Genomic DNA, 25,323 nt, shown 5'->3' with positions numbered 1-25,323 from the left:
CCCGGTGGCAGCACACGGCTGGCCCCCAGCACTTCGATATGAAATTTGATTCCCCTCGACGCAATACCCCTTCCAGCTGGCAGCGCCGCGGCCTTGTAGCCGCCCTGGCCGCCGCCCCTTTTTCACCGGCGTTCGCGCAGTTTCGCGTGGAGGTGTCGGGCGTTGGCCTGACGCAACTGCCCATTGCGCTGGTGCCCTTTCGCGGCGAAGACGCGTCACCGCAGAAGATCAGCGCCATCATTCGCGCTGACCTGGAGCGCAGTGGCCAGTTCCGCCCCGTGGACAGCGCTGGACAGGCGATGGACGAAACCAGCCGCCCCGACATGTCCGTCTGGCGCCAGCGCGCGGCCGATGCGCTGGCGGGTGGCAGCGTCACGCGCCTGGCAGACGGGCGCTTCGACGTGCGCTTTCGCCTGTGGGACGTGGTCAAGGGCCAGGACCTGGGGGGCCAGGGCTACGTGGTGCCGCAGGCCGATCTGCGCCTGGCCGCACACAAGATCGCCGACTACATCTACGAAAAGCTGACGGGCGAAAAAGGCATCTTCTCGACCCGGCTGGCGTACGTCACCAAGGCCGGCGACCGCTACACGCTGTGGGTGGCTGATTCGGACGGCGAGAACGCGCAGGCCGCGCTGGGCAGCCCGGAGCCAATCATTTCGCCCACCTGGTCGCCCAATGGCTCGCAGCTGGCCTACGTGTCGTTTGAATCGCGCAAGCCGGTCATCTACCTGCACGACGTGGCCAGCGGCCGCCGCCGCCTGCTGGCCAACTTCCGTGGCTCCAACAGCGCGCCCGCGTGGTCGCCGGACGGGCGCAGCCTGGCCGTGACGCTGTCGCGCGACGGCGGCTCGCAGATCTACCTCATCAGCGCCAGTGGCGGCGAGCCGCGCCGGCTGACGCAGTCGCAGAGCATCGACACCGAGCCCACCTTTTCGCCCGACGGCGGCACCATCTACTTCGTCAGCGATCGTGGCGGTGCGCCGCAGATCTACCGCATGTCGGCCAGCGGCGGCGCGGCGCAGCGCGTCACCTTCAACGGCGCCTACAACGTGTCGCCGTCCGTCAGTCCCGATGGGCGTTATCTGGCCTATGTGTCGCGCACCGGTGGCTACAAGCTGCAGGTGATGGAACTGGCTTCCGGCAACGTGACTGCGGTAACCGACACGGCGGAAGACGAGAACCCGAGCTTTGCGCCGAACAGCCGTCTCATCGTCTACGCCACACGGCAGGGCGGCCGCGAGGCGCTGATGACGACCACGGTGGACGGCAAGATCAAGGCGCGCCTGGCAGGCAGGGGCGGCGATATTCGCGAACCCTCGTGGGGGCCGTTCCAGCGTTGAATGAAGGGGAGCCGCACATCCCGCGGCTTCAGGTTTTTGTTTTTAGATCAGGAGTGAATAACATGGTCAAACGTTATTTCATGGTGGCCGCACTGTCGCTGGTGCTGGCCGGTTGCGGATCCAACGTCAAGCTCGATCCGCCGATCCAGGGCACGGGCACCGATGCCACGGCCACGGGCCAGGGCGCCGGTCAGGCCGGGGTCGGCCAGGGCGCGGGCCAAAGCACGGTGACGCAGGTGCAGGCCGGTTCCGGCGGCGTGGATTCGGCTGGCCCGGCGGGCGTGGGGCGGGTCATTTACTTTGACTTCGACAGCTTTACCGTCAAGCCGACGTATCAGGCCATCGTCGACCAGCACGCGCGCTTCCTGCAGGCCAACCGCGGCCGCACGGTGGCGGTGGAAGGCCATACCGACGAGCGCGGCAGCCGCGAATACAACCTGGCCCTGGGCCAGAAGCGTGCCGAAGCGGTGCGCCGCGCGCTGACGCTGGTGGGCGCGACCGACGCGCAGATCGAGGCCGTGAGCTTTGGCGAAGAAAAGCCGGCCGTGGCCGGCAGCAGCGAAGATGCCTATGCGCAGAACCGCCGTGTCGAGATCCGTTACCGCTGATCGCATCGTGAACCCGACCGCTCTCTTTCGCGGCGCCGTCCTTGCGCTGGCCTGCCTGGCCGCGCAGGGCGCGCAGGCCCAGTTGTTCGGTGACGATCAGGCGCGCCAGGCCATCCTGGATCTGCGCCAGCGCTTCGACCAGTCGGTCGCGGCCCAGAACCGCCTGGTCGAGGAAAACGCGCAGATGCGCCGCAGCCTGCTCGACCTGCAGCAGCAAATCGAATCGCTGCGGGGCGAACTGGCGCGCGGCCGTGGGCAGGAAGAGCAGTTCACGCGCGACATCGGCGAACTGAAGCGTGCACAGACCGGCCAGCAACAGGCGCTGGAGGACCGCGTGCGCCGGCTTGAAACCGCCGAAAGCACGCGCGCTGCCACCGAAACTGCCGCGGCACCGCCGCCGCCCGCGCCGACGCTGCCGGGCTCGGATGCGGCCGCCAGCGTGGGCGACAAGCAGGACTACGACGCCGCCCTGGCAGTCTTCCGCGCCGGCGACTTCAAGGGTGCGCAGACGGGTTTTGCCAACTTCATCAAGCGCCATCCGCGCAGCAGCCTGGCGCCGTCGGCGCTGTTCTGGCTGGGCAATGCGCAGTACGCCACGCGCGACTACAAGGAAGCCATCACCAACTTCCGCTCGCTGCTCACGGCGTCGCCCAACCACCAGCGCGCGCCCGAGGCCATGCTGTCGATTGCCAACTGCCAGATCGAGCTGAAGGACACGCGCGCTGCCCGGGCGACGCTCGAATCGCTGGTCAAGACCTATCCGCAGTCCGAGGCCGCACAGGCCGGGCGCGAGCGGCTGAGCAGGTTGAAGTGACATCCCCCTGAGGCGCTGACGCGCCTTCCCCCTTCTCTCTGCGGGAAGGGGGACACCGCTGGTCGCCGGGGCAACCCCGGCTCGGGCGGTCGCTGGCATGGCCTGCTCCGCGGCCGTTCGATTCGTTGGCCCACCATGCCGGTGTTCAAAACCGTATAATGCTAAGTTCCCTTGCCGCACCCCGATCCGACGCCGGGGGCGGCTTTTCTCATCCACAAGGAGAGTCAATGCGTCACTATGAAATCATTTTGCTGATCCACCCGGATCAGAGCGAGCAGGTTCCGGCCATGCTGGAGCGCTACAAGGGCATGATCACCGCCGGTGGCGGTAAGATCCATCGCCAGGAAGACTGGGGCCGCCGTCAACTGGCCTACCAGATCAACAAGCTGGCCAAGGCGCACTACCTGTGCCTGAACATCGAGGCCGATCAGGCCGTGATGGCCGAGCTGGAACATGCCTTCAAGTTCAACGACGCCGTGCTGCGCCACCTGACGGTGCAGAAGAAAAAGGCCGACACCGGCCCGTCGTCGATGATGAAGACCGTCGAGCGCGAAGAAGCGCGCAAGGCCCAGCAGGCGGAAGCCACCAACTGAAGCCGTTGGCGCGGCATGCCTGAGCCGAGGTGAACCAGACTCGCCTGACGGCCCGCATCGTCGAGATCGGCGCCCTGCGTATGACCCCCGCCGGCGTACCGGCGCTCGATGCCAGACTCGAACACGAGTCGCAGGTCGAGGAGGGCGGAAGCCCCCGGCAGGTCAAGGCGGCGTTGAGGGCAGTGGCTCTCGGCGCGGTGGCCGAAAGGCTCGGCTCGCAGGCGGTGGGGTCACTTTGGTGCTTCACCGGCTTTCTGGCCAGTCCGCGCAACGGCAAGCATGTGGTGCTCCACATCCAGGATTTTCAGCAAGATCAATTTCAAGGAGCCTCTTAAATGGCCACGTTCAAGAAATTCAACAAGGACAAGCGCCCCAAGCGCAACAACCAGTCGCTGCTGTTCAAGCGCAAGCGCTTCTGCCGCTTCACCGTCGCCGGCGTCGAAGAAATCGACTACAAGGACGTCGACACGCTGCGCGACTTCATCAGCGAAAACGGCAAGATCGTGCCCGCGCGCCTGACCGGCACGCGCGCCATCTACCAGCGCCAGCTGAACACCGCCATCAAGCGCGCGCGCTTCCTGGCGCTGCTGCCCTACACCGACCAGCACCGCGTCTGACAAGGAGATCCCCATGCAAGTCATTCTTCTGGACAAGGTCGTCAACCTCGGCAACCTGGGTGAGATCGTCAAGGTCAAGGACGGCTACGCCCGCAACTTCCTGATCCCCTCGGGTCGCGCCCGCCGCGCCACCGAGGCCGCCAAGGCCGAATTCGAAGCCCGCCGCGCCGAACTGGAAAAGCAGGCCGCCGAAAAGCTGGCCGCCGCGCAAGCCGTGGGCGAGAAGCTCAACGGGCAGACCATCAAGCTGACGCAGAAAGCCGGCGTTGACGGCCGCCTGTTCGGCTCGGTCACCAACCACGACATCGCCGACGAGCTGAAGAAGCAGGGCTTTGACGTCCACAAGTCGCAGGTTCGCCTGCCCAACGGCCCGATCAAGATGGTGGGCGACAACACGGTTCACGTGTCGCTGCACACCGACGTCGACACCGAGATCACCGTGTCGGTCTACGGCGAAACGGCCTGATCGACTCCGTCTTTCCTGGTATCGCCAAGCCGGCCCATCTGGGCCGGTTTTTTTGCGCCGCGCATTGGCACGGCGCTGACCGGCGTAAAAGATTGTTCCTCACCGGATGTACAGGGTTTGCGCACAGGCTTGTGCACAGGCGTGTGCTCATCCTCGTCATAACATTGCCTATTGACTCAGGCTCACGTAGCCTACCGATTGCATGGCCGCTGTTTATCCCTTTTCCGATGCGCGCGAGGACGAGCCTGTCGACCGCCAGGTTGCGCAGCTTCGCATTCCTCCGCATTCGCTCGAGGCCGAATCCAGCGTGCTGGGTGGCCTGCTGCTGGACAACGGCGCGTGGGACCGCATGGGCGATGTGCTGATCGACAGCGACTTCTACCGTTACGAACACCGCCTGATCTACGCTGCGGCCGGCAAGCTGATCAACGAGACCAAGCCCGCCGACGTCATCACGGTGTATGAGGAACTGCAGCGCCAGGGCAAGGGCGACGAGATCGGCGGCCTGGCGTACCTGAACTCGCTGGCGCAATACGTACCCAGCGCCAGCAACATCCGGCGCTATGCCGAGATCGTGCGCGAGCGCTCGATCCTGCGCAAGCTGGTGTCGGCCAGCGACGAGATCGCCACCAGCGCCTTCAACCCGCAGGGGCGGGCGGTGGACAAGATCCTGGACGAGGCCGAGGGCAAGATCTTCAAGATCGGCGAAGAAGGCTCGCGCATGAAGCAGGGCTTCCAGGCCATGGACAGCCTGGTGGTGCAGCTGCTCGACCGTGTGCAGGAGATGGCCGACAACCCGAACGACGTGACGGGCGTGCCCACGGGTTTTATCGATCTGGACCGCATGACAGCAGGCCTGCAGCCCGGCGACCTGGTGGTGCTGGCCGCGCGCCCGTCCATGGGCAAGACGGCGTTCGCCATCAACATCGCCGAACACGTGGCGCTGAACGAAGGCCTGCCGGTGGCCGTGTTCTCGATGGAAATGGGCGCCGCCCAGCTGGCGGTGCGCGTGGTCGGCTCCATCGGCCGCATCGACCAGGGCCACCTGCGCACCGGCAAGCTGACCGACGAGGAATGGCCGCGCCTGACCGAGGCCATCGAGCGGCTGCGCAACGTCAGCCTGCATATTGACGAAACACCGGGCCTGACGCCTTCCGAACTGCGCGCCAACGCGCGCCGCCTGGCGCGCCAATGCGGCAAGCTGGGCCTGATCGTGGTCGACTACCTGCAGCTGATGAGCGGCAGCAGCAGCGGCGACGAGAACCGCGCCACCGAGCTGGGCGAAATCTCGCGCGGCCTCAAGGCTCTGGCCAAGGAACTGCAATGCCCGGTGATCGCGTTGTCGCAGCTCAACCGCAGTGTCGAAACGCGCACCGACAAGCGCCCCATGATGAGCGACCTGCGCGAATCGGGCGCCATCGAGCAGGACGCCGACATCATCATGTTCATCTACCGCGACGACTACTACAACAAGGAATCGCGCGAGCCGGGCGTCGCCGAGATCATCATCGGCAAGCAGCGCAACGGCCCGACGGGCACCGTGAAGCTGGCCTTCCTCAAGCCGCTGACGCGATTCGAGAGCCTGGCGATGGGCGGCAGCGGCGACGACTTTTAATCAATAAGGCCGTTTGCGCTGGATTGATCAGCGTATGAAGCTATAAATTGTATAGCAAACAGGGTGTAAAAAAGCCGCGACGCGTCGCGGCCTTTTCATGCCCACAAGGGCGTCACATCACCTTGGCAATCGACTGGCAGACGTGCTGGATGTTCTTCTCGTTCAGCGCTGCCACGCACATGCGGCCAGTGTCGGTGCCGTAGACGCCGAACTCATTGCGCAGGCGCACCATCTGGTCTTTCGACAGACCGGAATAGCTGAACATGCCGACCTGCGTGGTAATGAAGCTCATGTCCTGCTTCACCCCTGCGGCCTTCAGGCCATCGACCAGCGCCTGGCGCATGGCCTTGATGCGGGTGCGCATGCCGGCCAGTTCGTCCTCCCACTGCGCGCGCAGCTTGGGGTCGTCCAGCACCAGCGCCACCACCGCGCCGCCGTGCGTGGGCGGGTTGCTGTAGTTGGTGCGGATCATGATCTTGAGCTGGCTCAGCACGCGGTCGGCCTCTTCCTTGGAAGCGCAGACCACCGACAGCGCGCCAACGCGTTCGCCGTACAGGCTGAACGATTTGCTGAACGAGGTGGACACGAACACGTCCAGCCCCGCCGTCACGAACTGGCCAACCACCGCGCCGTCCTCGGCAATGCCCTGGGCGAAGCCCTGGTAGGCCATGTCGAGGAAGGCGGTCAGCCTGCCGGCCTTGACGGTGTCGATCACCTGCGCCCATTGGTCGGGTGTGATGTCGTAACCCGTGGGGTTGTGGCAGCACGCGTGCAGCACGACGATGGTGCCGGGCGCGGCCGCTTTCAGGTCGGCCAGCATGCCGTCAAAGTCGAGGCCGCGGCGGGCGGCGTCGTAATAGCGGTAGGTGCCGACGTCAAAGCCGGCCTGCGTGAACAGCGCACGGTGGTTTTCCCAGCTCGGGTCGCTGATCAGCACCTTGGCCTGGGGGCTGAGCTTCTTCAGGAAGTCGGCGCCGATCTTCAGACCGCCGGTGCCGCCCAGTGCCTGCACGGTGGCGACGCGGCCCTGCTTGACGACGTCGGAGTCGGCGCCAAAGACCAGCTTCTTGACGGCATTGTCATAGGCCGCAATGCCGTCGATGGGCAGATAGCCACGCGGCTTGGGCGTGTCCATCAACGCCTTTTCGGCCGCCTGCACGCAGGCCAGCAACGGCAGTTTGCCGTTTTCGTCGAAGTACACGCCGACCCCCAGGTTGACCTTGTTGGGATGGGTATCAGCGGCAAACTGTTCGTTCAGGCCCAGAATCGGGTCGCGTGGGGCCAGTTCGACGGCGGAAAACAAGGACATGGCGGTCAATCCTGTGGGATGAAAGGGGTGAAGGTGGAGAAAGCGGCGCAAGACACTCGGCATGCGCTACGCTGGGGCCAAACCCTTGAATTTTAACGGCCTGCCCCGATCCGTTTTTTTATGCCTACCCTTGCAGCGGCCTCTGCGCCGACACCCGCCGGCCAATTCCTGAGCTTTCCTGACTCGCCCTTCCAGCTTTACCAGCCCTATCCCCCCGCTGGCGACCAGCCAGCTGCGATCGATGCGCTGGTGGAGGGGGTGGAAAACGGTGAATCGTTCCAGACGCTGCTGGGCGTCACAGGGTCGGGCAAGACCTTCACCATGGCCAACGTCATTGCGCGGCTGGGCCGGCCGGCCATCGTGTTCGCGCCCAACAAGACGTTGGCGGCGCAGCTGTACAGCGAGTTCCGCGAATTCTTTCCGCGCAACGCGGTCGAGTACTTCGTCAGCTATTACGACTATTACCAGCCCGAGGCCTACGTGCCGCAGCGCGATCTGTTCATCGAGAAGGACAGCGCGATCAACGAGCACATCGAGCAGATGCGCCTGTCGGCCACCAAGAGCGTGCTGGAGCGGCGCGACACCGTGATCGTGGCAACGGTGTCGGCCATCTACGGCATCGGTGCGCCCGACGACTACCTGCAGATGCGGATGATCCTGAAGGTGGGCGGCAAGCAGGGCCAGCGCGACGCCATTGCGCAACTGGTGCGCATGCAGTACCAGCGCAACGACACCGACTTTTCGCGCGGCAGCTTTCGCGTGCGCGGCGACACCATCGACGTGTTTCCGGCCGAACACAGCGAGCTGGCGGTGCGCATGGAGCTGTTCGACGACGAGGTCGAGAGCATCAGCCTGTTCGATCCGCTCACGGGCCGCATCCAGCAGAAGGTGCCGCGCTTCGTCATCTACCCCAGCAGCCACTACGTCACGCCGCGCGAAAAGACCTTGTCCGCCGTGGAGTCGATCAAGCTGGAACTGGCCGAGCGCCTGAAATTCTTCGTTGGCGAAGGCAAGCTGGTCGAGGCCCAGCGGCTGGAGCAGCGCACCCGGTTCGATCTGGAGATGCTGAGCGAGCTGGGCCATTGCAAGGGCATCGAGAACTACACACGCCACCTGTCGGGTGCGCAGCCGGGCGATCCGCCGGCCACGCTGACCGACTACCTGCCGCGCGACGCCCTCATGTTTCTGGACGAAAGCCACCAGATGATCGGCCAGCTCAACGCCATGTACAACGGCGACAAGGCGCGCAAGACCACGCTGGTCGAATACGGATTTCGCCTGCCGTCTGCGCTGGACAACCGGCCGCTGAAGTTCGATGAATTCGAGCGCCGCATGCGCCAGGTGGTGTTCGTCAGCGCCACGCCGGCCGACTACGAAAAGCAGCACGCCGGCAATGTGGTCGAGCAGGTCGTGCGGCCCACGGGTCTGGTCGACCCCGAGGTCGAAGTCCGCCCCGCGACGCACCAGGTGGACGACGTGCTGCAGGAGATTCGTGACCGGGTGCAGAAGCGCGAGCGCGTGCTGATCACGACGCTCACCAAGCGCATGGCCGAGCAGCTGACCGAGTACCTGACCGACAACGGCGTGAAGGTGCGCTATTTGCACTCCGACGTGGATACGGTCGAGCGGGTCGAGATCATCCGCGACCTGCGGCTGGGTGCGTTCGACGTGCTGGTCGGCATCAACCTGTTGCGCGAGGGACTGGACATACCCGAAGTGTCGCTGGTGGCAATCCTCGATGCGGACAAGGAAGGCTTTTTGCGCGCTGAACGCAGCCTGATCCAGACCATCGGTCGCGCCGCACGCAACGTCAACGGCAAGGCCATTTTGTATGCGGATCGCGTCACAGAGTCCATGAAGAAGGCCATCGGCGAAACCGAGCGTCGCCGCGCTAGGCAGATCGCGTTCAACGCCGAGCACGGCATCACGCCGCGCGGCATCGTGAAGGAAGTTCGTGACCTGATCGATGGCGTCTACGGCGACAAGTCAGGACGCGAAGATGATCGGGCGCGTGCCGTCGCCCATAGCGATCAGGCCGCCATGTCTGAAAAGGACGTCGGCAAGGAAATGCGGCGGCTCGAAAAGCTCATGCTGGAACACGCGCGCAATCTCGAATTCGAGCAGGCCGCGCGCGTGCGTGACCAGTTGGCGCTGCTGAAGAATCGCGTCTTCGGCGCCGCTGGCGAAAGCAGCGCGGCGGCCTGACCCGCCGCGCGCTGCCCGCCACCCGCTTCAGTGGACTGTGAGGTTGTTGTGCACCGTGCCCACGCCTTTCACCGACTTGGCGATCGTTTCAGCGCGCGCCTTGGCGGTGGCGTTGGGGGCCGGGCCGGTCAGGGTGACGGCGCCGTCCTTGGTGTCGACGTTGATCTGCAGCGCGCTCAGTTCGGTGTCGGCCACCAGCTTGGCCTTCACGGCGGCGGTGGTGGTGGCGTCGCTGGCGGCGTCACCGGCACGCGCGATGGCGGCGCTGGCGTCGGCCTTCATTTCCTTGGCTTCCTGCTTGATCTCGGCGCCGGCGCGGTTGGCAGCCACTTTGGCTTCCTGCGCGGCGTCGGCGGCCTTGGCCTGGGCGTCCTTGGCGGCCTGCTCGCTCTTGGCAATGGCTGAGTCGACCTGCTGGCCGGCCGTGCGCTCGTCCTTTTTGTTGCAGGCGGCCAGGCTGGCGGCCAGTGCGATGGCGGCGGCCAGCGTGGTGGCGCGCAACAGGGTGGGTTGGGTAGCGTTCATGATGATTTCCTCGGTTTCAGTGTGACAGTGCTCGTTGGCCGGCGCCGCCTGAAAAGGGGCGACTGCCGGTTCACGAGGTGACTGTAGGCACCGGGTTTCACGCCGTGCGTCGGCGGTGGTTGAAAGCGCTGTAGGACAAGCAAGACCGCGGCCGTACACCAGCGCCTGCGTGCGCTTTTCGGCCGATGCCCCCTGACTTTTGGGGGGCTTTGGTGTATACTTGATCAAAACACTCGGAAATTAGGCGGCGCACTGAAAAGACATCCAGCCGCCTGGCTTCGAACCCCCACATAGCAAGGAGCTACCCCCATGCGCCTCACCACCAAGGGACGATTTGCGGTCACCGCCATGATCGATCTGGCCCTGCGCCAGGACAACGGTCCGGTGACCCTGGCCGCCATCAGCCAGCGCCAGCAGATCTCGCTGTCGTACCTGGAACAGCTGTTCGGCAAGCTGCGCCGCAACGATCTCGTCGAATCGACGCGCGGGCCGGGCGGCGGCTACTCGCTCGGCCGCAAGGCGGCGGACATCACCGTGGCCGACATCATCACCTCGGTCGACGAGCCGCTGGACGCCACCCATTGCGGTGGCCGCGAAAACTGCCACGGCGAAGGCGGGCGCTGCATGACGCACGACCTGTGGACGTCGCTCAACGCGCGCATGATCGAATTTCTCGAATCCGTCACGCTGCAGAAACTGGTGGACGACCAGCACGCCAACGGCATCGAGATCGAGGACAAGCCTGCGGCCAAGCGCGCCATTTCCACCGCGCCGGTGGTCAAGCCGATCCGCGTGAACGCGCCCAATTCGGTCTTCGCCCTGGGCGGAATTACCACCAAATAAATAGCATTGCACGCTTGCTCCGCTTGCGGCAGGCGCCCTTTTAATAAAGAAAAATCAGCGATTCGGAATTTGTCATGAGCCAGACCCCGCATTTCCCCATCTACATGGACTACGCCGCGACCACGCCGGTTGACCCGCGCGTGGCCGACGCGATGATCCCGTGGCTGCGCGAAAACTACGGCAACCCGGCCAGCCGCAGCCACGCCTGGGGCTGGGAAGCCGAAAAGGCGGTCGAAAAGGCGCGCGAGCAGGTGGCCGACCTGATCGGCGCCGACCCGCGCGAGATCGTGTGGACCAGCGGCGCGACCGAGTCCGACAACCTGGCCATCAAGGGCGCCGCCCAGTTCTACAAGGGCAAGGGCAAGCACCTGATCACCGTCAAGACCGAGCACAAGGCCGTGCTCGACACCATGCGCGAGCTGGAGCGCCAGGGCTTCGAGGTGTCCTACCTCGACGTCAACCAGGACGGCCTGCTCGACCTGGACAAGTTCAAGGCAGCCATCCGCCCCGACACCATCCTGGCCAGCGTCATGCTGGTCAACAACGAGATCGGCGTGGTGCAGGACGTGGACGCCATCGGCAAGATCTGCCGCGAGCACGGCGTGCTGTTCCACGTTGACGCCGCGCAGGCCACCGGCAAGGTCGCCATTGACGTGTCGCGCCAGCCCATCGACCTGATGAGCCTGGCCAGCCACAAGAGCTACGGCCCCAAGGGCATTGGCGCGCTGTACGTGCGCCGCAAGCCGCGCGTGCGGCTCGAGGCGCAGATGCACGGCGGCGGACACGAGCGCGGCATGCGCAGCGGCACCCTGGCCACGCACCAGATCGTCGGCATGGGCGAGGCCTTCCGCATCGCCAAGGAAGAAATGGCGCAGGACAACGAAAAGGCTTGGGCGCTGCACCACCGGCTTGTTGAAGGGTTGAAGGACGTCGAGGAAGTGTTTCTCAACGGCCACCCGACGCAGCGCGTGCCGCAGAACATCAACATGAGCTTCAACTTCGTCGAAGGCGAATCGCTCATCATGGGCGTCAAGGGCCTGGCGGTGTCGTCCGGCTCGGCCTGCACCAGCGCCAGCCTGGAGCCCAGCTATGTGCTGCGGGCGCTGGGCCGCAGCGACGAACTGGCCCACAGCAGCCTGCGCATCACCATCGGCCGCTTCACGACCGAGGAAGACATCGACTACGCGATCCAGACGATCCGCGAAAACGTCGCCAAGCTGCGCGAGCTCAGCCCCCTGTGGGAAATGCACCAGGACGGCATCGACCTGTCTACCATCCAGTGGGCCGCCCACTGACATTTTTGAATTGAATTGCCCGCTGGCGCTTGTCCATCAATCGCAGACAGCTATCAAAAAAGGAGCAAACACCATGGCTTATTCCGACAAGGTTCTAGACCACTACGAAAACCCCCGCAACGTCGGCAGCTTCGACAAGGGCGACGACAGCGTGGGCACCGGCATGGTCGGCGCGCCGGCCTGTGGCGACGTGATGAAGTTGCAGATCCGCGTCAACCCGAGCACCGGCGTGATTGAGGACGCGCGCTTCAAGACCTACGGCTGCGGCTCGGCCATCGCCTCCAGTTCGCTGGTGACCGAATGGGTCAAGGGCAAGACGCTGGACCAGGCGGCCGAACTGAAGAACAGCCAGATCGCCGAAGAGCTGGCGCTGCCACCTGTCAAGATCCACTGCTCGATCCTGGCCGAAGACGCCATCAAGGCGGCGGTCGAGGACTACAAGAAGAAGCACGTCGCCGCCTGACGCGTCGTCTTTCAGGTTTTGGGGGCGCCGTCCGCATCGGCGCCCGAGGGTTCAACGCGTTTTTTGCAAGGAGGCTGTAGGACATGGCACAACAACATCTTCTGCCCGGGCAGGCGCAAACCGTCTTGCACGAAGGGGCGCTTCCGTCGGGGTTTGAATCACGCGCCCTGTTCAAGAGCCGCGACCTGGAAGTCATCCAGCTGCTGATGCCCGAGGGATACCGCATGTCGGACCACCGCGTGGACGGCGAGATCACGCTGCAGTGCCTTAAAGGCTGCCTGCAGGTCATCTCGCACGCAGTGGGCGAGCCCGACCCGCGGCCCAAGATGCGGCTGGCCGAAGGCGAGCTGATGTACCTCAAGGGCGGCGAGCCGCACCAATTGCTGGCGGTGGTTGCGTCCGTCGTGCTGCTGACCATCGCCCTGCGCGGAAACTGATCGATCGAAGAAAACACACCATGGCCGTCACTCTCTCCGAAGCCGCAGCGCGGCACGTCACCAAATACCTCGCCAAAAGGGGCAGGGGCGTGGGCGTGCGCCTGGGCGTCAAGACCACCGGTTGCTCGGGCCTGGCCTATAAGCTCGAATACGTGGATGAGGTGGCGCCCGAGGACGTGCTGTTCGAAGGCCATGGCGTCAAGCTGATGATCGACCCCAAGAGCCTGGCCTACATCGACGGCACCGAGCTGGATTACGTGCGCGAAGGCCTGAACGAGGGCTTCAAGTTCAACAACCCCAACGAGCGCGACCGCTGCGGCTGCGGCGAGAGCTTCCGCGTCTGATGGCGCCCGCGCCGGCTGCCGAGCTCGCGCGTGCCCGCGTGAGCGTCACCATCGACAACGAGCGCGAAGTGCGCGCGCTGAACGCCTGGTTTCAGCGCTGGGGCCCGCGCATCCGGCGCTTCGATGACCTGGGCTGTGGCTGCTGCCTCGACGCCTGGGACGTGGACGCGCCGCCCGAAGCCCTGGCCGAACTGCCGCGCGGCATGTTGCGTCCGGCGCTGCACGCGGCCTGAGCTGCCACCCACCATGAACCTCCAGTCCACCGACTTCGAACTGTTTGCCGTGCCCGCCCGCTTCGCGCAAGACGCGGCGCAACTGGACGCACGCTGGAAGGAGTTGCAGCGCCAGGTGCACCCCGACCGCTTTGCCGCCGAAGGCGCCGCGGCGCAGCGCGTGGCCGCGCAGTGGTCGGCGCGCGTCAACGAGGCCTACCGGCGGCTGAAAGACCCGCAACGGCGCGCCGCCTACCTGTGCGAGCTGCACGGCGCGCCCATCGGCGCCGAAAGCAATACGGCCATGCCGCCCGCCTTTCTGATGCAGCAGATGGAGTTGCGCGAGCAGCTGGAAGACGCGCGCGACGAGCCGGCGCTGGACGCCATCGACGCGCAGGCCGCGCAGTTGAAGCGCGACATGCTGGCGCAGTTGGCGCACCAGATCGACGCCGAGCAGGCCTGGCCCGCGGCGGCGCAATCGGTGCGCGCGTTGATGTTCCTGGACAAGCTGGCGGGCGATGTCGACCGCCGGCGTGAGACACTTGAACAGGGGTCGTAGACGCCTTGTTCACCCACCACCCCGGACGGTTGAAGCCCGCGCCACACGCGGGCTGGCTGATTGAATTTCCTGTCGTATGGCGCTGCTTCAAATCTCCGAACCCGGCCAATCGCCTGACCCGCACCAGCGGCGCATCGCGGTGGGCATCGACCTGGGCACCACGCATTCGCTGGTCGCTGCCGTGCGCCACGGCGTGGCCGAATGCCTGCCGGACGAGCAGGGGCGCGTGCTGCTGCCGTCGGTGGTGCGGTACCTGGCGGGCGGCGGGCGGCGCATCGGCTACGACGCGCTGCAGGCCGAACCGGCCGACGCCGAAAACACCATCGCATCGGCCAAGCGCCTGATGGGGCGCGGCCTGGCCGACATCATCGGGCGCGACAAGCTGCCGTACCAGCTGCTCGACCGGCCCGGGATGGTGGCGCTGCAGACCGTGGCCGGCGAAAAGTCACCGGTCGAGATAAGCGCCGAGATCCTGGCCACGCTGCGCTACCGGGCGGAAGACACCTTTGGCGATGATGTGCACGGTGCCGTCATCACCGTACCGGCCTACTTCGACGACGCACAGCGCCAAGCCACCAAGGACGCGGCGCAACTGGCCGGCATTCAACTGCTGCGCCTCATCAACGAGCCGACGGCCGCCGCCATCGCCTACGGGCTGGACAACGCGGCCGAGGGCATCTACGCCGTGTTCGACCTGGGTGGCGGCACGTTCGATGTCTCCATCCTGCGGCTGACGCAGGGGGTGTTCGAAGTCATCGCCACCGGTGGCGATTCGGCGCTGGGCGGCGACGACTACGACGCCGCCCTGGCCGACTGGGTGGTGGCGCGCACCGGCGCGCAGGTGGCCACCGCCGCCGACCGTGCCGCGCTGCAGGCAGCCGCCCGGCGCGCCAAGGAAGCACTGAGCGCTTCAGAAAACGTAGCATTCCACGCAAGCCTGTCGAGCGGCGAAGTCCGATTTGACCTGAGGTCGGCCGACTTCGAGGCCGCCACCGCGGCGCTGACCACGCGCTGCGTGGCCACGCTGCGGCGCGTGTTTCGAGACGCGCGCCTGAAGCCCGATGAAACGCAGGGCATCGTCATGGTGGGCGGCAGCACGCGCATGCCCGTCATCCGGCGCGCGGTGGCCGACTTCTTCGGTCGCGAGCCGCTCATCAACCTGAACCCCGACGAAGTGGTGGCGCTGGGCGCGGCCATCCAGGCCAACCAGCTGGCGGGCAATGACGCCGCGGGCGATCTGCTGCTGCTGGACGTGATTCCGCTCTCGCTCGGCATCGAAACCATGGGTGGGCTGGTGGAGCGCATCGTGCCGCGCAACCAGACCATTCCGGTGGCGATGGCGCAGGACTTCACCACCTACAAGGACGGCCAGACCGCGATGGCGCTGCACGTGGTGCAGGGCGAGCGCGACCTGGTGCAGGACTGCCGCAGCCTGGCGCGCTTCGAGCTGCGCGGCATGCCGCCCATGGCGGCGGGCGCGGCGCGCATCCGCGTGACCTTCACCGTCGATGCCGATGGCCTGCTGAACGTCTCGGCGCGCGAACAGGTCAGCGGCGTCGAGGCGCAGATCGACGTCAAGCCCAGCTACGGCCTGAGCGACGAGCAGATTGCGCGCATGCTGCAGGACAGCTTCACCACGGCCGACGCCGACGTGAAGGCGCGCGCGCTGGTCGAGGCCAGGGTGGACGCCGACCGCATGCTGATGGCCACTCAGAGCGCGCTGGACGCCGATGGCGCGCTGCTGTCGGCCCACGAACGTGCCGAGATTGACGCGCTGATGCTGTCGCTGCGCGGCATTGCCGCCAACAGCACCGAAGCCGCGGCGATCGAGGCCGCCACCGAAGCGCTGGCGCACGGCACCGAAGCCTTTGCCGCCGCGCGCATGAACGCCGGCATCCAGAAGGCCCTGTCCGGCAAGTCCGTCGAATCGATCTGAGGACCGCACACCGCATGCCCATCATCAAAGTACTTCCGCACCCCGAATACGCGCCGCAGGGTGCCGAGATCCAGGCCAACACCGGCGATTCGATCTGCGAGGCACTGCTCGACCACAACATCTCCATCGAGCACGCCTGCGAGATGAGCCGCGCCTGCACCACCTGCCATTGCATCGTGCGCGAAGGCTACGATTCGCTGGAGGAGCCGGAAGAAGAAGAGGAAGACCTGCTGGACCGCGCCTGGGGGCTCGAGCCACAGTCGCGCCTGTCGTGCCAGGCCATCGTGGGCAAGGAAGACCTGACGGTGGAGATTCCGCGCTACTCGATCAACCACGCCCGCGAAAACCACTGAAAGCCCCCCGCATGTCGCGCCAGATCGTTCTCGACACCGAAACCACCGGGCTGTCCGCCGAGGGCGGCGACCGCATCATCGAGATCGGCTGCGTCGAACTGGTGAACCGCAAGCTCACCGGCAACAACCTGCACTTCTATGTCAACCCCGAGCGCGACAGCCATGAGGACGCGTTGAAGGTGCACGGCATCAGCAACGAGTTCCTGCGCGACAAGCCCAAGTTTGCCGAGGTGGCCGACGAGATCCTGCGCTACCTGGAAGGCGCCGAAGTCATCATCCACAACGCGGCCTTCGACGTCGGCTTTCTCGACAAGGAGCTGGAGCGCCTGGGCCGCGGTGCCTTCACCAGCGTGGTTGGCGAGGTCACCGACACGCTGGCCATGGCCAAGCAGCTGTACCCCGGCAAGCGCAACAGCCTGGACGCGCTGTGCGACCGCCTGGGCGTCGACAACTCCGGTCGCACGCTGCACGGCGCGCTGCTGGACGCCGAACTGCTGGCCGACGTCTACATCAACCTCACGCGCGGGCAGGAAGCGCTGCTGATCGACCTGGGCCATGTGGGCGAGCAGGGCGCCACAGGCGTTCGCATCGACCTGCGCGTGTTCGACCTGCCCGTGCTGCAGGCCAACGCCAGCGAACTGACCGCCCACCAGGACGTGCTGGCGCAGATCGACAAGGCCAGCGGCGGCAAGACGGTATGGCGCGCGGCCGAAGCGACGAATTGATATATAATTCCATCCTTCGCCAGAGTGCGAGAACGGGTGATTAGCTCAGCGGTAGAGCACTGCCTTCACACGGCAGGGGTCGCAGGTTCAAACCCTGCATCACCCACCAAGAATTCCTATATACGCTGCGCCTTGCAGCGGTAGCGCCCGCTAACTTAGCGGGCGTTTTTGTTTCCGGTACGGAAGAAGTACGGAAAAGCCGTTCAGCGCCAGCCTCGCTTCAGTCCACGTACCTGATCGCCTTGTAGCGGATTCTTGGTTGTTGAGGGCCATCATCAGACCGCCCACGAGCATGATTCCGCCGAGCATGAGGAATCAATCGATCCTTCCGCATTTCGATCCCCATGTGGCGCAATCCGCGCCATGCAACCCAACTCCCAGCTAGTTCACGCCATCGACCGGGCCACGTCGGTCGCCGTTTTCGAGCGCGGCTTGCGCATCCTCAGCATGTGGATGCTCGCCGACACCGACGCCGAGCACTGCGCAATCCTGCTGGAGCACATGGACCCGCCGCAGGGCGCCCGCATCCTGGATGCCGGCTGCGGCATCGGCGAGGTCGCGCGCCTGATGCGCGACCAGCGCCCCGACCTGAGCTTCACGCTGCTGAACATCAGCCAGTACCAACTCGACTTGGCGCCAGCCGACATGCCGAAGCTGCTGGCCGGCTTCGAGGCGATCCCGGTGCATGACCAGTCCTTCGATGTGGTCATGTTCAATTTCTCGATCTGCCACACCGCGGACTGGTTGCAGACGCTGCGCGAGGCTGCGCGCGTGCTCCGACCGGGCGGCCAGGTCTTCATCTTCGACATGGAGCGCGTCAGCGGCGACAACGCGTTGATGGCGGCGCATTGCCATTCGACGGCCTGGCCGTGGCAGGTCACGGCCCGCACCGCGCGCCAAGCAGGGCTCACGCTGCAGTTCAGGTGGCATCCCGCGCAAGTCAGCAACGCGGTCTTGAAGCTGTGCAGCCAGGCGGAATTCGATGCAGTTTTTGGCGGAACGCGGCCCATGGTCATGGTGCTGCGCCGCGACGAATCAATCACTTGAAGGAGTTACACCATGGGGCGAGCGAACATCAGCTTTATCACCGGCCTGATTTCCGGTGGCATCAAGGGCTACAGCGTCGGCCGGCAGATTCAGCAGGACCAGGCCATCGACGCTGCGCTGAAGGCCAAGCCAGAGCAGATGCAGGGCTACACCGCCGAGGACGGCCGGAAGCTGGAGGCACTGGCCAACGCCAAGGACGTGCTGGGCAACCCGCTGTACCAGATCGGCACCGACGCCCAAGGCAACTACACGGCAACGCCGACTGCGGAGAACCCCGGCCAGGGCCAGGGCGTCATGCCCAGCCAGGTCATCAGCCGCCACACGGTCACCGACTTCCTGGGCGAGCGCACCGCTGGCGCCCTTACCGCCGGCCAGGTCGGCGCCATGCGCGCGCGCAAGCTCATCGAGGCCGGCGCCCTGACCGATCCGATGCGGGCGGCCAGCGCTTCGCTGGCACTGGACAAGTCCGAACGCGAAGACGCCGACCGCCGCGAGCTGCAGCAGGCCCTGCGCGGCGCGCCCGAGATGACGGCGCCCGGCGCAGGCGCTGTGGGTGGCATTGAGCAAGCCACCGCTTCCACAAACGGCCAGATTGCCAAGCGGGTCGCCAATGACTCGTCCCTGGACTACTACCTCAAGACCAGCACCCCCAAGGTGATCGACGTGCTGCTGCGCCAGGGCAAGGTGGATCAGGCTCAGGCATACCAGAAGTTTCTCGATACCCAAGAGGGCCGCGACTACGCACGGGGCTGGACCGACGGCGTGCGCAAGTTCTCCATTGGCGACACGCGAGGCGCGCTGCAGTCATTCGAGAACCTTTACAACAGGCAGCTTTATAGGGACGGCAACACGGTCAAGCTTCAGCCCGGCCGCGAACCGAACACGATGACCGTGACGCAGTACGGGGCGGATGGTCAGGAACTCGGGACGGTGACGCAGCCGACTGACGACCTGCTGAGCCAGGCCGCTGTCTTTCTGGCGCCGCATGAGGCCGTGAAGTTCTACGCAAACCAGGGCGCCAAGCGCACGGCCGAAGCCGCACAGTTGCAGCGGCAGCAGGTGTTGGAGGCCCAGCGCCAGGTCGGCCGTGACGCCATGGAGGACCGGCGCGACGCCCGCACGGCGCAGCAGATCGAAGCCGCCGACCGGCGCGCGCAGCGCGGCATTGACGCGGCCGACCAGCGGCTGACCCGCCAACTCGACGCCCGCGGCAACCCTGCCGACCGTCCACTGACTTCAGCACAGCAACGCAGCAATGCTGAAATCGACGCCGCGCGCGAGGCGATCAACGGGCTTTCGCTCGAGGAAATCCGGCGCCGCACTAGCAAGGCCACGAACATTGGGCGCGAGAACCCCAACTATGACCCTGGCCTGGCGCGACAGGCAGCGCTGGCCAACCGCCGCAAGATCGGCGAGGACGACACCTTCGACACCGCGCCGCGCGGCCCCGCGCTGCGCCAGCAGCAAGACGCGGCCACCCGCGCCCGGCAGGAACTGGCCAAGCGGTTCAGTTCGGACGCCAGCATGAACAAATACAAGCTTGGCCAGTCCACCGACCGGGGCGTGGAAGTCCTTGATTCGCGCGGCAAGCTCATGGGCTACTACCGCTGATCGGGGAACGCCATGGGCTTCATTCCTCTCTCCGAGATCGATGGCGACACCATCGAGGCGCAACCCTCTCCGCCGGCTGCACGCCGCGGCTTCGTCCCGCTTGCCGAGCTGGAGCCCCAGGCGCCGGCGGCCGAAACGGGCAGACAGCCCGGCTTCGTCCCAGTCGCCGAAGGCGGCGGCGCCGCTCCGGCACCCGGCAAACCCGGCGTGCTGCGAAACATCCTGCTCAACAACCCGCTGACTGCGCTCGGCGAAGTCGCGCTGAACCTGGGCAGCATGGGCGTGTCGCAGCCGGTCGCCGGCCTGGCAGGGCTGGCCACCGAGGCCGCGCACCAGCTCGGGCTGACCGACAGGCGCGGCGCTGATGTGGTGCAGTCGGTTGGCGAGGCGTTGACCTATCAGCCGCGCGGCGAGATGGGCCAGCGAGGCGCCGGCATCGTGGCCTACCCCTTCGAGAAGCTGGCCGAGGGCGCGCACTGGGCCGGCGGCAAGACGCTGGACGCCACCGGCAGCCCCGTGGCTGCCACGGTGGTCGACACCGCCATTCAGGCGCTGCCGATGGTCGCGCCGGGCATGCTGGGCCGGAAGGCGGCCGGTCGCGCTGCGCCGCCGTCGCCGCGGTTCGACGCTGCCGACTATCACGCTTACCGGCGCACCCTGGAATCTGGCGGCAGCGCGACCGCCAAGAACCCGCGCAGCACGGCCTACGGCCCCGATCAGTTCACCGCAGGCACCTGGCTTCGCACCGTGGAGCAGGCAAAACCAGATTGGGCCGCTGGCCTGGCGCCCCAGGAACTGCTGGCCCTGCGCGCCGATCCGGCGAAATCCGGCCAGATGGCACGCGCCCTGGACACCAGCAACGCCGCGGCGCTGCGCTCGGCCGGTGTGGAGATCACCAACCAGACGATGTACGCGGCGCACCACTTCGGTCCCGATGCCGCTGTACGCATCGCGCGCGCCGCGCCGGACACGCCCATCGCCGAACTGCTGACGGCCAAGCAACTGGCGGCGAATCAGTACCTCAGGGGCAAGACCGTCGCCGACACGATTGCCAACTGGGATCGTCGCGCCGGTCGCCCCGTCGCGCGCGGCAGCGAACCGCGTGGCGGATTCGTGCCGCTGGACGATGCCCAGCCCATCCCACGCCCGCCGCGTGACGCCAGCGAGCCGCGCCTGACGGGCGACGGGCCCGACGCGATGGCGCCTGAACTGCTGGCGCCGGAAGGCCTGGCGCCCGACGCGCCGCCCATCGACCTGATGGAAACCAAGCTCACGCCCGAGCAGCGCGGAACCTACGTCATCGCGCAGAACCTGGTCGACAACATCGACACCGTGATCGCCGACCCCATGCGCAGGGTGGACGGCTACCGCAGCGAGGCGGCGCGGGTCCGCGCAGCAGCGGATGAGATGGCCGCGCAAGGCGTGCCCGACGAGGCCACGTCCTTCCGCGCGGCGGCCGATGCCCTGGAGCGCCGCGCCGTCACCACCGCCGACGGCGTGCACGACGGCATCACCGGCACGTCGCACGTGCAGTTGCTCGACGGCAACCCGCGCTACGCCGAACTGATGCAGCAGCCGGGCATGACGCCATCGCTGGCGCGCCTGACGCTGGCCGATGAAACCGCCGGCCCGCGGTCGGCGCCGGCCTGGCCGCCTGAACAAGCGCCAAGGGTCACGTCGGAGGTCGCGCCGGAGCGCGCGGCCCTTTCCGTGCCGGACGCTGGCGACGTGCTGCCGAAGCGCGGCACCGTCAACATGGGGCCAGGCGCCAACTACGTCGGCCTGATCGATGACAGCGTGACCCGCCCAGGCACGCCAGGCGGCGGCATGGCGGATGCAGGCACTGGCGGCAAGGCGCGCGCCAAGCCCATTCGACGCGAGGACATTCTGGTCCCGTTCGCCAAGGAGCTGGGAACCAGCATCTACACCGGCCGCGTCCGTGGTCGCAAGACCCTGGGCACCTTCAACACCGCAACGGAAACCGTCCGCGTCAAGCGGCACGCCGACCTTGAGGTTGCCACCCATGAGATGGCGCACCTGATCGACAGCCGCGTGCCGGCCGTGCGCGAGGCGTGGCTGAAAGGCCCGCAGGCCAAGATGATCAACAAGGAACTGCGCGCACTCAGCTACGACAACGGCAAGGTGTACGAGGGGTTTGCCGAGTTCACGCGCCTGTACATGACGCAGCCCGACGTGGCCGCAGCCAAGGCGCCGACTTTCTCGCGCTGGTTCGATGATTTCGTGCAGACGCACAAGTACGGCCCGGCGATCCAGAAGGCGCGCCAAGGCATGGGCGAATGGTTCGCGCAGGACGCGCTCGACCGCGCGCGCAGCAAGATCGGCGATCACCGCCCGCTGTCTGACGCCATGGACAGCCGCTGGGACGCCTTTCGCCAAGCCATTACCGACGACCTGCACGGCGTCTATCGGATGGAGCGGGAACTGTCGGGCGGCAAGATCGCGCCGGCCGGGGCCTACGAATCCGCCCGCCTGGCGCGCGCATCCGCCAGCATGGCCGACGGCGCCCTGCGCTACGGCGCGCCGGTGAAGAACGCCGACGGCTCGGGTTCGTGGAAAGGCCAGGGGCTGGAAGAAATCCTCAAGCCCATCGCCGGCAACCTGGACGACGGCCTGCTGTACTTCGTGGGCAAGTCGGCCGACGAACTGATGAAGCAGGGGCGAGAGCACCTGTTCACGCGCGGCGAGATCGACGCCATGCTCAGCCTGCGCACGCCTGAATTCGACGCCGCGTTCACCAAGTACCAGCAGTGGAACGGCGCCATCCTGGACTTCGCCGAGGCTCAGGGCGTGATCAACGCCGAGGCGCGCGCGCAGTGGCAGCGCACGCAGTACCTGCCCTTCCACCGCATCGGCCAGCCTGGCCAGGGCCGCGTCAAGCCCGGCGACTGGTCGGGCGTGAAGGCCTTGACCGGCGGCACCGAGAACCTGCGCGACATCCTGGGCAACATGACCAGCAACGCCGCGATGCTGATCGACAAGGCGGTGAAGAACGAGGCGCGCATGAAGATCGCCGAACTGGCCGAGCGGGACGGCGCCGGCGGCGGGCGCTTCATGACCCGCATCCCGCCCGAGTCGCGGCCGACGCGGCTGCCGAAGGACGCCGTGATCGACAGCATGGCCAAGGCCATGGGACTGGACAAGGCCGACCCGCAGGCCAAGGCGGTGATCGACAGCCTGCACAAGACCTTCGAGGACGCACCCGGCCTGATCGAGGTCATGCAGAACAACACGCCGCCCGCCGGCAGCAACGTGGTGGCCGTGCTCAAGAACGGAAAGCCCGTCTGGTACGAGGTCGCCGACCCGATCCTGCTGCGCGCGCTGGACAGCATCGACCGGCCGCACCAGCCTTGGGTCATGAAGTGGCTGAGCCTGCCCAAGCGCATCGGCCAGACCACGATCACGCTGACGCCCGACTTCATGATCGCCAACATCGCCCGCGACACCATCCAGGCGGGCGTCATGAGCCGCGCCGGCTTCCGTCCGGTGCTCGACAGCCTCAAGGGCATGCGGATGCGGCTGACCAACGACCCGCTGTACAAGGACTTCATCGCCAACGGCGGCGGCCTGTCCAGCATCTACCTGGAGGAAGGCCGCTTCAAGACCCGGCTGGAGCGGTTCTACAAGCAGCAGGGCATCGACATGCGCACGGTGCTCGACGCGCCTGACAAGCTGATGGGCTTCGTGGAGACGCTGGCCGACGCCTTTGAAACCAGCACGCGCCTGGGTGAGTACAGCCGGGCCATCCAGGCCGGCGAACACCCGCGCCACGCCGCCTACCTGGCGCGCGAGATCAGCACGGACTTCGCCATGCGGGGAGACAGCCGCGCACTGGGCTTCATGACCGACACGGTGATGTTCCTGCGCCCTGCGATCACGTCGCTGGATCGCCTGGTGCGCGGCCTGGCGCACGACCCGAACCGGGGCGCCATTGCCACCAAGTCAGGCATGGTCGCGCTCATGAGTTCGGCGCTGTACCTGCTCAACAAGGACAACCCGAAGTATCAGGACATGCCGGACTGGGACCGCGACGGTCATTGGCACTTCTTCGTCGGCGACCAACACTTCCGCTACCCCAAAATTTGGGAGATCGGCGCCATGGCCTCGCTGGCCGAACGCTCGACTGAAGCGATCATCAAGGCCGACCCGCAGGGCATCGGCAAGGACTTCGCGCGCATCCTGGCCGCGACGTTCAACTTCAACTACATGCCTCAGCTTGTGGCGCCGCTGTACGAGCAGGCGACCAACCGCAACGCCTTCACCAAGGCGCCGATCGAGACGCCCGGCATGGAGGACTTGCAGCCGTTCCTGCGCGCCAAGCCGACCACCAGCGAAACCCTGCGCGCAGCCGGCATGGCCACGGCCAACCTGCCCGAGTGGGCGCAGGTGAACCCGGCACGCAGCGAGGCGCTGCTGAGGGGGTTTTTCAACACCTGGGCGCTGTACGGCCTGCAGCTCAGCGACAAGGCCTTCTTTGGCGACCGGCTGCCGACCAAGCGCACCGACGAACTGCCCGTGCTGCGGCGTTTCTACACCGACGATCCGCCCCGCGGCACCCGCTACGAAACCGAGTTCTACGACATGCTGACCGAGGCCAAGCGCCTGCGCGGCACCCTGCGCGAGCTGGACAAGCTGGGGCTGTCTCACATGGCCGACGCCAAGGAAAAAGGACCACTGGCCGGCGAGGCTGGCGCCCTGGAGCACGCCAACAAGGAACTGTCGGGCATCAACAAGGACATGCGCGAGGTCCGGCGTTCGGAAGTGCTGACGCCCGACGAAAAGCGCGAGCGCCTGGACGATCTGATCCGGCAGCGCAACGACTTCATCAAGAACGCGGTAAAGCAAGCCCGCGACGCTCAGAAGCAAAGGAGCCAACCATGAGCAAAGCCGTTACCTACGTCAACCAGCAAATGGCCGCCTGCGGCTTCGCCGTCCTGTCGGGCGAGATCGCGGCGACCCTGCGGCCGGACATGTTCTCCAGCGGCGCGGACGCCGGCTACGAGTTCAGCCAGGCCAGCCAGCGCAATGCCTTCGCCAACCTGCCGCGCGCCATGCGCATGATCGTCAAGTTCGAGGAAATGTTCCGCCCGCTGGTGGTCGTCACCCGCAGTCAGGACGACCTGGCCCGCCGCATCGAGCACGTGACCGGGCTCAAGGTGCTGGGCCTTACTCGCGAACTGCCCGAGCCGGCAGCGGCCGCGGCGCCCAGCGTGGCGCCGCCCACCCGCGCGGATGCGCAGGCCGAGCGCCTGGCCAAGCTGCACGCGCTGGCGGCCAGGGAGTTGCCAGCGCACGACTGCAGCGAGCGGACAGAAATCGTCAAGGCACGCCAGGAGCTGGAGCGCCGGGGCGAGTCTCAGGGCGTCGGGTTCGTCCCGGTGTAGGAAC

The 25,323-nt window shown here is 66.4% G+C and carries 25 protein-coding genes and 1 tRNA gene; 24 read left to right on the top strand and 2 right to left on the bottom strand.

Translation table 11 applies throughout. From position 1 onward, the window contains the following. The first annotated feature begins 38 nt into the window (after positions 1-38). The 8 genes from tolB to dnaB all read left to right on the top strand — a co-directional run bounded on the left by tolB (position 39) and on the right by dnaB (position 6,053). A complete protein-coding gene (tolB, locus tag R0D99_RS12245) occupies positions 39-1,340 on the top strand; it encodes a Tol-Pal system beta propeller repeat protein TolB (RefSeq protein ID WP_317748462.1) in 1,302 nt (433 codons plus the stop codon). A gap of 62 nt (positions 1,341-1,402) precedes the next feature. After that, on the top strand, positions 1,403-1,948 hold the full coding sequence (gene pal, locus R0D99_RS12240) for a peptidoglycan-associated lipoprotein Pal (protein ID WP_317748461.1): 546 nt from the start codon (positions 1,403-1,405) through the stop codon (positions 1,946-1,948). Positions 1,949-1,952: 4 nt separating this feature from the next. Next, a complete protein-coding gene (gene ybgF, locus R0D99_RS12235; RefSeq protein ID WP_416366000.1) occupies positions 1,953-2,762 on the top strand; it encodes a tol-pal system protein YbgF in 810 nt (269 codons plus the stop codon). A gap of 227 nt (positions 2,763-2,989) precedes the next feature. Continuing rightward, positions 2,990-3,355, top strand: a complete 366-nt coding sequence (gene rpsF / locus R0D99_RS12230; protein ID WP_317748459.1) for a 30S ribosomal protein S6 — start codon at positions 2,990-2,992, stop codon at positions 3,353-3,355. 80 nt (positions 3,356-3,435) lie between these two features. Then, positions 3,436-3,690, top strand: a complete 255-nt coding sequence (priB, locus tag R0D99_RS12225; protein ID WP_317751091.1) for a primosomal replication protein N — start codon at positions 3,436-3,438, stop codon at positions 3,688-3,690. Next, positions 3,691-3,972 carry a 30S ribosomal protein S18 gene (rpsR, locus tag R0D99_RS12220; protein ID WP_317748458.1) on the top strand — a complete coding sequence of 94 codons (282 nt, stop codon included), beginning with the start codon at positions 3,691-3,693 and terminating at the stop codon, positions 3,970-3,972. It abuts the gene before it with no gap. A gap of 13 nt (positions 3,973-3,985) precedes the next feature. Then, complete coding sequence (gene rplI / locus R0D99_RS12215) at positions 3,986-4,438, top strand: 50S ribosomal protein L9 (protein WP_317748457.1); 453 nt, start codon at positions 3,986-3,988, stop codon at positions 4,436-4,438. 202 nt (positions 4,439-4,640) lie between these two features. Further along, positions 4,641-6,053, top strand: coding sequence for a replicative DNA helicase (gene dnaB, locus R0D99_RS12210; protein ID WP_317748456.1), 1,413 nt, complete (start codon positions 4,641-4,643; stop codon positions 6,051-6,053). Positions 6,054-6,165: 112 nt separating this feature from the next. On the opposite strand, the gene R0D99_RS12205 is transcribed toward dnaB, so the two are convergent. Continuing rightward, a complete protein-coding gene (locus R0D99_RS12205; protein ID WP_317748455.1) occupies positions 6,166-7,362 on the bottom strand; it encodes an amino acid aminotransferase in 1,197 nt (398 codons plus the stop codon). Positions 7,363-7,482: 120 nt separating this feature from the next. Here R0D99_RS12205 and uvrB point away from each other — a divergent pair, with 120 nt between their 5' ends. Next, positions 7,483-9,567: an excinuclease ABC subunit UvrB gene (uvrB, locus tag R0D99_RS12200; protein WP_317748454.1), complete on the top strand. Its 2,085-nt coding sequence runs from the start codon at positions 7,483-7,485 to the stop codon at positions 9,565-9,567. 27 nt (positions 9,568-9,594) lie between these two features. Here uvrB and R0D99_RS12195 read toward each other — a convergent pair whose 3' ends face one another. Continuing rightward, a complete protein-coding gene (locus R0D99_RS12195) occupies positions 9,595-10,092 on the bottom strand; it encodes a BON domain-containing protein (protein ID WP_317748453.1) in 498 nt (165 codons plus the stop codon). Positions 10,093-10,401: 309 nt separating this feature from the next. Between R0D99_RS12195 and iscR the strand changes: the two genes are divergently transcribed. From iscR to R0D99_RS12120, 15 genes are all read left to right on the top strand, one after another. Further along, positions 10,402-10,935, top strand: coding sequence for a Fe-S cluster assembly transcriptional regulator IscR (gene iscR, locus R0D99_RS12190; protein ID WP_317748452.1), 534 nt, complete (start codon positions 10,402-10,404; stop codon positions 10,933-10,935). 74 nt (positions 10,936-11,009) lie between these two features. Next, entirely contained in the window at positions 11,010-12,230 is a 1,221-nt protein-coding gene (locus tag R0D99_RS12185; RefSeq protein ID WP_317748451.1) for an IscS subfamily cysteine desulfurase, read from the top strand. A 73-nt stretch (positions 12,231-12,303) separates the two neighbouring features. After that, positions 12,304-12,693 (top strand): Fe-S cluster assembly scaffold IscU, encoded by a 390-nt coding sequence (iscU, locus tag R0D99_RS12180; RefSeq protein WP_317748450.1) that lies wholly within the window; start codon positions 12,304-12,306, stop codon positions 12,691-12,693. Between the two features lie 83 nt (positions 12,694-12,776). Further along, complete coding sequence (locus tag R0D99_RS12175; RefSeq protein ID WP_317748449.1) at positions 12,777-13,130, top strand: hypothetical protein; 354 nt, start codon at positions 12,777-12,779, stop codon at positions 13,128-13,130. Positions 13,131-13,150: 20 nt separating this feature from the next. Next, on the top strand, positions 13,151-13,474 hold the full coding sequence (gene iscA, locus R0D99_RS12170) for an iron-sulfur cluster assembly protein IscA (protein ID WP_317748448.1): 324 nt from the start codon (positions 13,151-13,153) through the stop codon (positions 13,472-13,474). Continuing rightward, on the top strand, positions 13,474-13,707 hold the full coding sequence (locus R0D99_RS12165) for a hypothetical protein (protein WP_317748447.1): 234 nt from the start codon (positions 13,474-13,476) through the stop codon (positions 13,705-13,707). Before iscA ends, R0D99_RS12165 begins: the two co-directional genes overlap by 1 nt. Positions 13,708-13,720: 13 nt before the next feature. After that, positions 13,721-14,245, top strand: coding sequence for a Fe-S protein assembly co-chaperone HscB (gene hscB / locus R0D99_RS12160; protein WP_317748446.1), 525 nt, complete (start codon positions 13,721-13,723; stop codon positions 14,243-14,245). Between the two features lie 76 nt (positions 14,246-14,321). Further along, entirely contained in the window at positions 14,322-16,181 is a 1,860-nt protein-coding gene (gene hscA / locus R0D99_RS12155) for a Fe-S protein assembly chaperone HscA (RefSeq protein WP_317748445.1), read from the top strand. Positions 16,182-16,195: 14 nt separating this feature from the next. Further along, complete coding sequence (gene fdx / locus R0D99_RS12150) at positions 16,196-16,534, top strand: ISC system 2Fe-2S type ferredoxin (RefSeq protein WP_317748444.1); 339 nt, start codon at positions 16,196-16,198, stop codon at positions 16,532-16,534. 11 nt (positions 16,535-16,545) lie between these two features. Further along, the gene (gene dnaQ / locus R0D99_RS12145) at positions 16,546-17,259 is read left to right on the top strand and encodes a DNA polymerase III subunit epsilon (RefSeq protein WP_317748443.1); all 714 of its coding nucleotides are present in this window, start codon (positions 16,546-16,548) and stop codon (positions 17,257-17,259) included. Positions 17,260-17,293: 34 nt separating this feature from the next. After that, positions 17,294-17,368, top strand: a tRNA-Val gene (locus R0D99_RS12140). Between the two features lie 146 nt (positions 17,369-17,514). Next, complete coding sequence (locus R0D99_RS12135; RefSeq protein WP_317748442.1) at positions 17,515-18,306, top strand: class I SAM-dependent methyltransferase; 792 nt, start codon at positions 17,515-17,517, stop codon at positions 18,304-18,306. A gap of 12 nt (positions 18,307-18,318) precedes the next feature. Beyond that, a complete protein-coding gene (locus R0D99_RS12130) occupies positions 18,319-19,917 on the top strand; it encodes a hypothetical protein (protein ID WP_317748441.1) in 1,599 nt (532 codons plus the stop codon). Between the two features lie 12 nt (positions 19,918-19,929). Then, positions 19,930-24,816 (top strand): LPD38 domain-containing protein, encoded by a 4,887-nt coding sequence (locus tag R0D99_RS12125; RefSeq protein WP_317748440.1) that lies wholly within the window; start codon positions 19,930-19,932, stop codon positions 24,814-24,816. After that, the gene (locus R0D99_RS12120) at positions 24,813-25,319 is read left to right on the top strand and encodes a hypothetical protein (protein ID WP_317748439.1); all 507 of its coding nucleotides are present in this window, start codon (positions 24,813-24,815) and stop codon (positions 25,317-25,319) included. Before R0D99_RS12125 ends, R0D99_RS12120 begins: the two co-directional genes overlap by 4 nt. Positions 25,320-25,323 lie beyond the last annotated feature (4 nt).

This window comes from Ottowia sp. SB7-C50 (assembly GCF_033110285.1).
GTDB lineage: Bacteria > Pseudomonadota > Gammaproteobacteria > Burkholderiales > Burkholderiaceae_C > Ottowia.
Note: the sequence above shows the minus strand (reverse complement) of the source record. Positions and strands in the feature narration are given on the sequence as shown.

What these genes read in the sequence shown, in the direction of transcription:
- tolB (WP_317748462.1), top strand. Translation starts at nt 39, where the DNA reads ATGAAATTTGATTCCCCTCGACGCAATACCCCTTCCAGCTGGCAGCGC.
- pal (WP_317748461.1), top strand. Translation starts at nt 1,403, where the DNA reads ATGGTCAAACGTTATTTCATGGTGGCCGCACTGTCGCTGGTGCTGGCC.
- rpsF (WP_317748459.1), top strand. Translation starts at nt 2,990, where the DNA reads ATGCGTCACTATGAAATCATTTTGCTGATCCACCCGGATCAGAGCGAG.
- priB (WP_317751091.1), top strand. Translation starts at nt 3,436, where the DNA reads ATGACCCCCGCCGGCGTACCGGCGCTCGATGCCAGACTCGAACACGAG.
- rpsR (WP_317748458.1), top strand. Translation starts at nt 3,691, where the DNA reads ATGGCCACGTTCAAGAAATTCAACAAGGACAAGCGCCCCAAGCGCAAC.
- rplI (WP_317748457.1), top strand. Translation starts at nt 3,986, where the DNA reads ATGCAAGTCATTCTTCTGGACAAGGTCGTCAACCTCGGCAACCTGGGT.
- dnaB (WP_317748456.1), top strand. Translation starts at nt 4,641, where the DNA reads ATGGCCGCTGTTTATCCCTTTTCCGATGCGCGCGAGGACGAGCCTGTC.
- R0D99_RS12205 (WP_317748455.1), bottom strand. Translation starts at nt 7,362, where the DNA reads ATGTCCTTGTTTTCCGCCGTCGAACTGGCCCCACGCGACCCGATTCTG.
- uvrB (WP_317748454.1), top strand. Translation starts at nt 7,483, where the DNA reads ATGCCTACCCTTGCAGCGGCCTCTGCGCCGACACCCGCCGGCCAATTC.
- R0D99_RS12195 (WP_317748453.1), bottom strand. Translation starts at nt 10,092, where the DNA reads ATGAACGCTACCCAACCCACCCTGTTGCGCGCCACCACGCTGGCCGCC.
- iscR (WP_317748452.1), top strand. Translation starts at nt 10,402, where the DNA reads ATGCGCCTCACCACCAAGGGACGATTTGCGGTCACCGCCATGATCGAT.
- R0D99_RS12185 (WP_317748451.1), top strand. Translation starts at nt 11,010, where the DNA reads ATGAGCCAGACCCCGCATTTCCCCATCTACATGGACTACGCCGCGACC.
- iscU (WP_317748450.1), top strand. Translation starts at nt 12,304, where the DNA reads ATGGCTTATTCCGACAAGGTTCTAGACCACTACGAAAACCCCCGCAAC.
- R0D99_RS12175 (WP_317748449.1), top strand. Translation starts at nt 12,777, where the DNA reads ATGGCACAACAACATCTTCTGCCCGGGCAGGCGCAAACCGTCTTGCAC.
- iscA (WP_317748448.1), top strand. Translation starts at nt 13,151, where the DNA reads ATGGCCGTCACTCTCTCCGAAGCCGCAGCGCGGCACGTCACCAAATAC.
- R0D99_RS12165 (WP_317748447.1), top strand. Translation starts at nt 13,474, where the DNA reads ATGGCGCCCGCGCCGGCTGCCGAGCTCGCGCGTGCCCGCGTGAGCGTC.
- hscB (WP_317748446.1), top strand. Translation starts at nt 13,721, where the DNA reads ATGAACCTCCAGTCCACCGACTTCGAACTGTTTGCCGTGCCCGCCCGC.
- hscA (WP_317748445.1), top strand. Translation starts at nt 14,322, where the DNA reads ATGGCGCTGCTTCAAATCTCCGAACCCGGCCAATCGCCTGACCCGCAC.
- fdx (WP_317748444.1), top strand. Translation starts at nt 16,196, where the DNA reads ATGCCCATCATCAAAGTACTTCCGCACCCCGAATACGCGCCGCAGGGT.
- dnaQ (WP_317748443.1), top strand. Translation starts at nt 16,546, where the DNA reads ATGTCGCGCCAGATCGTTCTCGACACCGAAACCACCGGGCTGTCCGCC.
- R0D99_RS12130 (WP_317748441.1), top strand. Translation starts at nt 18,319, where the DNA reads ATGGGGCGAGCGAACATCAGCTTTATCACCGGCCTGATTTCCGGTGGC.
- R0D99_RS12125 (WP_317748440.1), top strand. Translation starts at nt 19,930, where the DNA reads ATGGGCTTCATTCCTCTCTCCGAGATCGATGGCGACACCATCGAGGCG.
- R0D99_RS12120 (WP_317748439.1), top strand. Translation starts at nt 24,813, where the DNA reads ATGAGCAAAGCCGTTACCTACGTCAACCAGCAAATGGCCGCCTGCGGC.